7 protein-coding genes are annotated in these 9,738 nt (G+C 60.5%); 4 read left to right on the top strand and 3 right to left on the bottom strand.

Annotated features, from left to right (window positions below):
• On the top strand, positions 1–339 hold a 339-nt coding region (locus D8V06_RS30050), incomplete at its 5' end, for an acyl-CoA dehydrogenase family protein (RefSeq protein ID WP_277751325.1).
• A gap of 113 nt (positions 340–452) precedes the next feature.
• Here the strand turns inward: D8V06_RS30050 and D8V06_RS30045 are convergent.
• Both D8V06_RS30045 and xthA read right to left on the bottom strand, forming a co-directional pair.
• On the bottom strand, positions 453–1,793 hold the full coding sequence (locus tag D8V06_RS30045) for a phosphate ABC transporter substrate-binding/OmpA family protein (RefSeq protein WP_130932398.1): 1,341 nt from the start codon (positions 1,791–1,793) through the stop codon (positions 453–455).
• A 107-nt stretch (positions 1,794–1,900) separates the two neighbouring features.
• A complete protein-coding gene (xthA, locus tag D8V06_RS30040) occupies positions 1,901–2,713 on the bottom strand; it encodes an exodeoxyribonuclease III (protein ID WP_130904290.1) in 813 nt (270 codons plus the stop codon).
• Positions 2,714–3,040: 327 nt separating this feature from the next.
• Here xthA and D8V06_RS30035 point away from each other — a divergent pair, with 327 nt between their 5' ends.
• The 3 genes from D8V06_RS30035 to D8V06_RS30025 all read left to right on the top strand — a co-directional run bounded on the left by D8V06_RS30035 (position 3,041) and on the right by D8V06_RS30025 (position 9,163).
• Positions 3,041–3,691, top strand: coding sequence for a GNAT family N-acetyltransferase (locus D8V06_RS30035; protein WP_056854641.1), 651 nt, complete (start codon positions 3,041–3,043; stop codon positions 3,689–3,691).
• A gap of 64 nt (positions 3,692–3,755) precedes the next feature.
• The gene (locus tag D8V06_RS30030) at positions 3,756–5,483 is read left to right on the top strand and encodes an autotransporter assembly complex family protein (protein WP_130932397.1); all 1,728 of its coding nucleotides are present in this window, start codon (positions 3,756–3,758) and stop codon (positions 5,481–5,483) included.
• A gap of 11 nt (positions 5,484–5,494) precedes the next feature.
• A complete protein-coding gene (locus D8V06_RS30025; protein WP_130932399.1) occupies positions 5,495–9,163 on the top strand; it encodes a translocation/assembly module TamB domain-containing protein in 3,669 nt (1,222 codons plus the stop codon).
• Between the two features lie 338 nt (positions 9,164–9,501).
• Here the strand turns inward: D8V06_RS30025 and D8V06_RS30630 are convergent.
• Positions 9,502–9,738: hypothetical protein (locus D8V06_RS30630; protein WP_206663193.1), on the bottom strand; the 237-nt coding region annotated here is incomplete at its 5' end.

The raw sequence follows: 9,738 nt of genomic DNA, 5'->3' as shown, positions 1-9,738 counted from the left end.
ATCGACAAGATCGCCGACTCGCGGATGGAAATCGACATGGCGCGTCTGCTGACCTTGAAAGCGGCGTACATGATGGACACCGTCGGCAACAAAGTGGCGAAAAGCGAGATCGCGCAGATCAAGGTCGTGGCGCCGAACGTGGCTTTGCGGGTCATCGACCGGGCGATCCAGATGCATGGCGGGGCAGGGGTTTCCAACGATTTCCCGTTGGCTTACATGTACGCCATGCAACGCACCCTGCGCCTGGCCGACGGCCCGGACGAAGTGCACCGTGCAGCAATCGGCAAGTTCGAAATCGGCAAGTACGTGCCGAAAGAGATGCTGCGTAGCGGGCAGTAAGACCGCGGCGCCCTCAATCGCCAGCAGGCTGGCTCCCACAGGTTCAGTGTGATCCCTGTGGGAGCCAGCCTGCTGGCGATGGCGTCAGCCCATTCAGCACATCACCATCGGATTCAATACACCCAAACCTCAACCCGTCGATTCTTGATTCGCCCTTCATCGGCATTATTGGCCGCCACCGGCATTTCGGCGCCAAAGCCGCGAACCTCGCGCAGTACCACGCCACTCTTCACCAGCTCCCGGCGTACCGCCATGGCGCGCAGTTTCGACAACAGGTCGGCACGCGCCGGGTCGTCCTTGGCATCGCCAAACCCTACGAGTGTTACCTGGCGATCAGTTTTGTCGTGCTGCTCTATATAGTCGAGTACCCGGGACAAGTCCTGCCTGGCCTTGCTGTCGAGATTGGCGCTGCCTTCGTCGAAGCGGAAATTCACCGACAGCCGTTGGGCGTGGCGGCTGAGTGCCTGATAACCCTCGGGCATCAAGGCATTCGGCGCGACGGCCATGGCTTGGACGGTCTGGGCAATAAAACCGTTGGCAGCGACAATCGCCTGGCCTTTGCTGCTTTGAGCGAACGTCACCAGCGCTTGCGCCCAAGGATTTTCTCCAGTGGGTGGCAAGTAAAAGAACAAGCGGCGCGACAACGGATAGTCTTCCGTGGCGATCAGGTTATTGAGCGGCAGCATGGCCTGGGATTGACCATCGACAATCGCCACCGCTTTGGCTGATCGCACGGAGGGCAGGCCAATGAAACCGATACCTTGTGGGTCCGCACTGACCGCATCGGACAGCTGTTCACTGGATTCAAAGCGTTTCGCCGTACTGCTGAGTTTTTTCCCACGACTGCTCAGGAGCAATTCCTTGAAGGTGTCGTAGGTGCCCGACTGATCATCGCGGGCATATAGATGAATCGTCCCGCCGCTGCCGCCGAGTTCTTCCCAGGTTTTCACTTCGCCACTGAAAATCCGCGCCAGTTGCCCGGTGTCCAGTTGATTCAACGGGTTTTGCGGATGAAGGATAATCGCCAGGCCATCGATGGCGATGACTTGCTCGGCGCCGGGACTTTTCAGGTCGCCGAAAGATTCAAGGCTCAGCCATTCACTGTCCTTGATCGGTCGCGAAGAGGCCGCAAGGTCGGCGCTGCCGTTTTTCAGTGCAGCAAAACCGGTGCTGGAACCATGGGCCGCCAGTTCGACTTCGACCCGGTGCCCTTGAATGGTTTCACCGACGATGCGCAATTCATTGGCATTGTCCGGCGTTTCGCGGTGAATCTTGAGCAAGCCCTGTTCGCGCAGCAGCCCTTCGACCAGCGCCGGCCCCAATGCCGCACCAATGGTGTTGGAACCCTGGATGCGCAACACCGGGCCATGGTCAGGAACCGGCAACGCGCCGGCCATGGCCGTGTGCGGCAAGCCGATGCACAGCATCAACAGGAACAATACGCGCAGCGTCATGCCGGCACCTTATATAGCCGAAGGAGGTGCCGGGAGATTAAGTCAGAAAGGTTTCTGAAATATGACGCTTTCCAGTGTGGGAGCGGGCTTTGCCTGGATTTCAGGGATCAGCTCAGCTCAAGCCAGATCGGCGCATGGTCCGAAGGTTTTTCCATGCCGCGCAGTTCGTAGTCGACGCCCGCGGCCTTGACCCGTGGCAACAGGCCATGGGACGCGAGGATCACGTCGATACGCAGGCCACGCTTGGGTTCGTCTTCAAAACCGCGGCTGCGGTAGTCGAACCAGCTGAAGACATCCGCCACATCCGGGTTCAGGTGACGGAAGCTATCGGTCAGGCCCCAGTTTTTCAGGCGGGCCATCCACTCACGCTCTTCTGGCAGAAAGCTGCATTTTCCGGTTTTCAGCCAACGCTTCATGTTGTCCGGGCCAATGCCGATGTCGCAGTCTTCCGGAGAAATGTTCACGTCCCCCATGACCACCAGCGGCTGCTCATTCTTGAACTGGTTTTCCAGCAGTAGCTGCAAATCGCTGTAGAAACGTTGCTTGGCCGGAAACTTGGTCGGGTGGTCGCGGCTTTCTCCCTGCGGGAAATAGCCGTTCATGATCGTCACCGGCACGCCATTGGCGTCGGCGAAGGTGCCCCAGATAAAACGCCGTTGCGCGTCTTCTTCGTCGGTGGCGAAACCTTTATGCAGGGCCAGCGGCTCCTGGCGCGAGAGCAGGGCGACACCGTAATGACCCTTTTGGCCGTGGAAATACACGTGATAGCCCAGGGCTTTGACTTCTTCAAGCGGGAACTGGTCGTCGTGGACCTTGGTTTCCTGCAGCCCGATCACATCCGGCTGATGCTTTTCGATCAGCGCCGCCAGCTGATGGGGACGGGCGCGCAGCCCGTTGATGTTGAAGGAGACAATCTTCATGGTCGGCAGTCCTGGCAAAAGGGCGATGCTAGCTGACCTGTAGGAATCGGGCCAGTGGCAGGGAAGGGGATTTACCGTGTTCTGTCAGATCTTCGTCGGCAGTTCTGGCCCCATCGCGGGCAAGCCCGCTCCCACAGGTTTCGTGGCTGACGCAAATTTTGTGGGCGACAAAACCCACTGTGGGAGCGGGCTCGCCCGCGATGGGGCCGGTACAGTTCCCACAATGAACGAGTCTGGTCTATACCTGTGGGGGAACTGTGTCGTCGCCCAAAGGCTCGTACCAATAAGAGCGCAGCCATCCGAGCTGTGCCGGGGAGAACAACCGTCATGCCCGAAACCGCCACCGCCATCGCCGATATCCACATGCTCGACAGCGGCTATTCCCGCGAAGCGCGATCCCTGTTGTATCAGGCTTACCGGCACGAGCCGACCTTTGGCTACCTGTTCGAGGCCGAGCGCCCCGGTTATGAACAGCGGGTTCGTGCGACCGTACGCGAACTGGTCAAGCAACACTTTCTGCAGGATTTGCCGGCCATCGGCCTGCTGGTCAATGACCGCTTGATCGGTATCGCCCTGATCGCACCGCCCCAGCGACGGCTGGGCATCACCGAGAGTTGGGCCTGGCGCTTGCGCATGGTGCTCAGCACCGGATTCCGTTGCACCCGGCGCTACCTCGAATATCACGATGCCGTGGCAGCGTGTTCGCCGTCCGATTCGGTTCACGTCTTGCCGTTGCTGGGGATTCATCCGCAATTCCAGGGCAAACACTTCGGTGAGCAATTGCTGCAAGCGGTGCACAACTGGTGCGCGGTGGATGAAAACTCCCAGGGTGTGATCCTCGACACCGGCAACCCGCGTTATCTGGAGTTCTACAAGCGTCAGGGGTATGAGGAAATTGGCGAGGTGGCCGTTGGGCCGATTCGCGAACATGTGTTTTTTCACGCCAACCCACAGGTGGTGCAGAGCGCAACCGCGTAAGGTCGAACTTTGCGCGACCTCCAGGCTCTATCACGCTCCCAAGCTCGTGATAGCATCCGCGCCTATGAAGTTTCCAGGAAGAATTACCAGTGGCGTGCTGATGCTGATCACCAGCTGCGCGGCGCTGGCGCAAAGTGAATTGGATGTGCGGATCAAACCGTCCAACGATGAACTCAAAGCCAATATAGAGGGCTATATCGGCAGCCTCGGCGATCGTGACGAAGAAGCCTTGCTGCGCTTCAGTCGCGGCGCCGAGGAGCAGGCGCGCAAGGCTGCCCAGGCTTTGGGTTATTACCAGCCGCAGATCGACAGCGACGTGAAGGGCGGCGACAAACCGCGCCTGATACTCAACATCGACCCCGGCGAGCCGGTGCATTTGCGTAATGTGACCATCCGCATCGACGGCCCGGCGGCCTCGCTGAAATCCTTTCGCGTTCCGCAAAACCATGCGCTGCAAACCGGCGCCGTGCTCAATCATGGTCAGTACGACAACGCCAAGCGACTGATCCAGAATCAGGCTTCGCGGTACGGCTTTTTCAGCGGCCATTTCACCCGTTCGACACTGTCGGTCGACCCGCGGGCCGGCGTGGCCGATATCGAGTTGATCTACGACAGCGGCCCGCGCTACTCGCTGGGCAAGGTCAAGTTTGAAGGCGACACGCCGTTCGATGAAGATCTGCTGCAACGCATGGTGCCGTTCAAGGCCGGAACGCCCTACGATTCCGAACTGATCGCCGAGCTTAACCAGGCACTGCAATCGAGCGGCTATTTCGAGGGCGTGCGGGTCGATGCGGCGCCGACAGCGTCCAGGAATGAAGTGATTCCAGTGGACGTCAAACTGGAAACCCGCAAGCCACGCACCATGGGCCTGGGCCTGGGTTATTCCACGGACGTTGGTCCGCGAGTGAAGGCCAACTGGACCCGGCACTGGGTCAACCCACAAGGCCACAGCTACGGTTGGGAAGCAGAAGTTTCGGCGCCTCGGCAAAACGTCGGCTTGTTCTACGACATTCCGCTGGACCCGCCGCTGACCGACAAACTGCGTTTCGCCGGTGGTTACCAGAGCGAAGAAATCGCCGACAAGGACAGCCTCAGCAAGTTGCTGACCGTCGGCCCGGAATGGCACAGCAAGCTGCCCAGTGGTTGGCAACGAGTGGTTTCGCTCAAGTGGCAGCGCGAGGAATACCGGCTCGGTGACGACTCCGGCCTCAGTACCCTGTTGATGCCGGGCGTCAGCTATTCGTACCTCAAAAGCGACAACCGCATCGACCCGCACAACGGCTATCGCCTGCAATTCGAAAGCAAAGTGGCCAAGGAAGGCCTGGGCTCGGACAACAACTTGCTGTACGGCACCGCACTGGTCAAAGGCCTGACCACCGTCTTCGACAAGCACCGCTTGCTCGGTCGGGTGCAAGTCGGTGGCAGCGCCACCAATGGCTATAAGTCGATACCGCCGTCGCTGCGCTTTTTCGCCGGTGGCGACCAGAGTGTGCGGGGTTACGACTACCAGAGCCTGTCCCCGGAAAACAATGAAGGCGACCGCATCGGCGGCCGTTACATGGTCGCCGCCAGCGCCGAGTACCAATATTCCGTCGCTGAAAAATGGCGGGTCGCAACCTTCGTCGATCAGGGTAACTCCTTCAATACACTCGAACTGCCAAACCTCAAGACCGGGGTCGGTATCGGTGTGCGCTGGGTGTCTCCGGTGGGGCCGATTCGCCTCGACCTGGCCCATGCGCTGGACGACGATGGCGGTATCCGATTGCACTTCTCCATGGGGCCTGAGCTGTGAAGCGTGTGTATGTGAAGCGTGGCTTGAAAGTCACGCTGCTGGCCGTTCTGGTGCTGCTCATGTTGCTGGTTTTGACCCTGGGCACAGTGCTGGGTACGGCGACGGGCAGCCGCTGGGCGCTCGGTTTTGTGCCGGGGTTGACCCTGGATAATTTCCACGGGCGCCTGGGCGGACAGTGGAGCGCCGATCGTGTGTCATGGCAGCAAGACACCAGCCGGGTTGAACTGAGTAAAGTCATCTTCGCCTGGTCGCCCCTGTGCCTGACCCGCATGACCTTGTGCATCGATCAACTGCAGGCTGATCAGGTGAGCCTGCAGTTCCCGCCGGGTGAGCAAGAGCAGGGCAGCGGGCCGATCAGCCTTCCGGATCTGAAACTGCCGGTGGCGCTCGAACTGGGAGATATCCAAGTCGGCAGCCTGCTGTTCAACGGCAGTGAGCAACTCAAGGGGTTGCAGCTCGCGGCGCACTGGACCGAAAAGGGCATGCAGATCGACTCGGTGAAAGTGCAGCGTGACGATCTGAGCCTGAACCTCTCGGGGCATCTGCAGCCCGGTGGAAACTGGCCGCTCAACGCCGAAGGCCAGTTGACCCTGTCGACCCCGGCGCCCTGGACATTGGCGTTGAAGATTGATGGCGACCTGCTGAAAACCCTGAACCTGAAAGCCGACAGCAGCGGCTATCTCAACGGGCAGCTGTCCGGCGAGCTGCAACCTCTGGTGGAAAACCTGCCGGCCAAGGTGCGCATCACCGCCGATGGCTTCAAACCGAGTGCCGATCTGCCGGACACCTTGCAACTCAACCAACTGGAACTCACCGGCGCGGGTGACCTGAAAAACGGCTATGCGTTGATTGGTAGCGCGACGCTGCCCGCCGAGCAAGGCCCGGTCGCGCTGGCGCTGCAGGGCAAGGTCGACGCCAACGGTGCGCAGATCGCTGCACTGGACCTGACGGCCAGCGACAAGCAAAGCCTCAAGCTCACAGGGCAACTGGACTGGAGCAAAGGCCTGAGTGCCGAGGCCAAAATCGACTGGCTGGATTTCCCCTGGCACCGCCTCTACCCGCTGATCGACGAGCCGCAAGTGGCCCTGCGCAGCTTCAACGGTGAAGTCTCCTATACCGATGGCAAATATCTCGGCAACTTCAAGGCTGCGCTCGACGGACCGGCCGGTGCGTTCAGCCTGACCAGTCCGTTCGCGGGCGACCTGACGAAAATCTATCTGCAGCAACTGCAACTCACCGCCGGGCAGGGCAAGGCCGAAGGGCACCTGAACCTGCAATTTGCCGATGGCATCGCTTGGGACACTGCGCTGGACCTGTCGGCGATCAACCCGGCGTACTGGGTCGCGGAGTTGCCGGGAACGTTGGCCGGGCCGCTGCGCAGCAAAGGCGAGATGAAAGATGAAAAGCTCAGCCTCAGCGCTGACCTCGATCTGAAAGGAAAATTGCGCGGCCAACCGGCGGTGCTGCAAGCCAAGGCTGACGGCGCCGGCGAGCAATGGAACCTCAACACCCTGCAGATTCGCCTCGGCGACAACAGCATCAATGGCAAAGGCAGTCTGCAACAGAAGCTCAGTGGCCAGATCGATATCAAGCTGCTGCGCCTGGCCCAGCTGTGGCCGCAATTGCGCGGGCAGCTCAATGGCCGGGTCGATGTCGCCGGCACGCTCAAGGCGCCGCAGGGCAAGCTCGGATTACAGGGCTCGCAACTGGCTTTCGAGGACAACCGCCTGCAAAGCCTGAATCTCGATGCAACCCTAGACAGCGCCCAGCGGGCGAAAATCGACCTCAAGGGCAGCGGCATCCAGGCAGGCGATACGTCGCTGGGCACCCTGGTTGCCAGCGGTCAGGGCGATATCAGGAACCAGAAACTGAGCCTCGACTTGCAGGGGCCGAAACTGAAGCTGGCCCTCGGCCTCGACGGTGCGCTGGACAAAGGCAACTGGCGCGGACGCCTGGCCAGTGGCGATATCCAGGCCGGTGGTCAGGACTGGAAGCTGCAAGGTCCGGCGAAACTGGAGCGCCTGGCGGACGGCAAAATCAACTTCGGCGCTCATTGCTGGGCGTCCGGCCCGGCCAGCCTGTGCGGCGAAGACCAGCGTCTGATGCCTGAACCGAAGCTGCGTTATCACCTCAAGCAGTTTCCAATCGAAAGTCTCGCGCAATGGCTGCCCAAAGACTTTGCCTGGCAAGGGCGGCTTAACGCTGACGTGCAACTGGACCTGCCCGCCAGCGGCCCGAATGGCGTGATCAGCATCGATGCCAGTGGCGGCAACCTGCGTGTGCGCGAGAAAGACCAATGGCTGGACTTCCCTTACCAGACCCTCAAGCTCACCAGCAAACTCACACCCAAACGCATCGACACCGACCTCAATTTCGTCGGCGGCAAGCTCGGTGAATTGATGGTGCAGGCTCAGATCAATCCGTTGCCGAAGAACAAGCCGCTGACCGGTTCGTTCCGCTTGAGTGGCCTGGACTTGTCGGTGGCGCGTCCCTTCGTGCCGATGGTCGAGAAACTGACCGGGCGCCTCAATGGCAGCGGCACGATTTCCGGGGGGCTGCTGACACCGCTGGTCAATGGCAGCCTGTTGCTCAGCGACGGCGAGGTGTCCGGCCCCGAGTTGCCGCTGGAAATTCAAGCCTTGCGGTTGCAGGCGGTGATCGCCGGTGAAACCGTTCAGCTCGACGGCGGCTGGAAAAGTGGCAAGACCGGGCAGGGCAGTCTGAACGGCAACATCGCCTGGGGGCAGGCGCTGGAAGTGGATCTGGCGCTCAAGGGTTCGCGATTGCCGGTCAGCATCGAACCTTACGCCAAGGTCGAAGTGGCGCCGGATCTGACCATCTCGATGAAGGGGGACGAACTGGCCATCGCCGGTAAAGTGCAGGTGCCCAAGGGCGACATCACCATTCGCGAATTGCCGCCGTCGACGGTCAAGGTTTCCGATGACACGGTGATCGTCGGTCAACAGACGGAAGAGGGCAAACCGCCGCTGGCGATGAAAATGGACATTGATGTGGTGGTCGGTGAAGAAAAACTCAGTTTTTCCGGGTTCGGCCTGACCGCGAATGTTCAGGGGCACGTGCACATCGGCGACAACATGGACACCCGTGGCGAGCTATGGCTCAACGACGGCCGCTACCGCGCCTACGGCCAGCGCCTGTCGGTGCGTCGGGCGCGGCTGTTGTTTGCCGGTCCGATCGACCAGCCGTATCTGGACGTCGAAGCGATTCGCCAGACTGACGACGTAATCGCCGGCATCCGCTTGAGCGGCAGCGCTGAACAGCCGACCACACAGATTTTTTCCGAGCCGGCCATGAGCCAGGAGCAGGCGCTTTCCTATCTGGTGCTGGGGCGTCCGCTGAGTACCAACGGTGAAGACAACAACATGCTTGCCCAGGCGGCGCTTGGTCTGGGTCTGATGGGCAGTTCGGGGGTCACTGGCAGTCTGGCGAAGAATCTGGGAATCGAGGATTTCCAGCTCGATACTCAGGGCAGCGGTAACGCCACCAGCGTTGTGGCCAGCGGGAATCTTTCGGAGAAGCTCAGTTTGCGCTATGGGGTTGGGGTGTTTGAGCCGGCTAATACCATTGCCTTGCGTTACAAGCTGAGCAAGAAGGTTTATCTGGAAGCGGCGGGTGGGGTGGCGAGTTCGCTGGATATCTTTTATAAGCGGGATTTTTAGACTAGGCGGCCTAGTAGCCGACCTGGTTCTTGGTTGGTTGAGTACATATCCGTTTCTTCGGTAACGGCTGCTGGCGGTTTCGCCCTTACGGCGAGTCCCTTTTTCAAACGCCAAAAAGGAACCAAAAGGCTCGCCCCTTACGTTCGGCCCCTCGCTAGGGCTCGGGGTACCTTCGTTCCGGCATTCATCCGGGGGCATCGCCTCCGGTCTGCTTCGCGACGACCTCCTCTCGATGTGTGCGGCTGCGCCGCACGGCGCTACGCGCCCACCCCCGGATAAACGCCTCCACTCAGCCTGCCGAGGGGGCGGGTGGATCAAGATCAAAAGCGGCAGGCGAGCTAACGCTCGGCCTGTTGAGTGGTGAGAAGCAACGGTGGTTGTATGGCGTTTTGCTTTTGCTTTTGCTCTCCTGTGGGAGCTGGCTTGTCGGGTCGCCGCATCGCAGCGATGGCGGCCTGCCAGCCAACCAATTTCTGCCAGATGTCCTCTGTCCCTGTGGGAGCTGGCTTGCCAGCGATGGCGGCCTGCCAGCCAACCAATTTCTGCCAGATGTCCTCTGTCCCTGTGGGAGCTGG

Source organism: Pseudomonas sp. Sample_24, from assembly GCF_004307605.1.
In the GTDB taxonomy this organism is placed as follows: Bacteria; Pseudomonadota; Gammaproteobacteria; order Pseudomonadales; family Pseudomonadaceae; genus Aquipseudomonas.
Note: the sequence above shows the minus strand (reverse complement) of the source record. Positions and strands in the feature narration are given on the sequence as shown.

Excerpts from the sequence above, each read along its gene's own strand:
- D8V06_RS30045 (WP_130932398.1), bottom strand. The coding sequence starts at position 1,793 with ATGACGCTGCGCGTATTGTTCCTGTTGATGCTGTGCATCGGCTTGCCG.
- xthA (WP_130904290.1), bottom strand. The coding sequence starts at position 2,713 with ATGAAGATTGTCTCCTTCAACATCAACGGGCTGCGCGCCCGTCCCCAT.
- D8V06_RS30035 (WP_056854641.1), top strand. The coding sequence starts at position 3,041 with ATGCCCGAAACCGCCACCGCCATCGCCGATATCCACATGCTCGACAGC.
- D8V06_RS30030 (WP_130932397.1), top strand. The coding sequence starts at position 3,756 with ATGAAGTTTCCAGGAAGAATTACCAGTGGCGTGCTGATGCTGATCACC.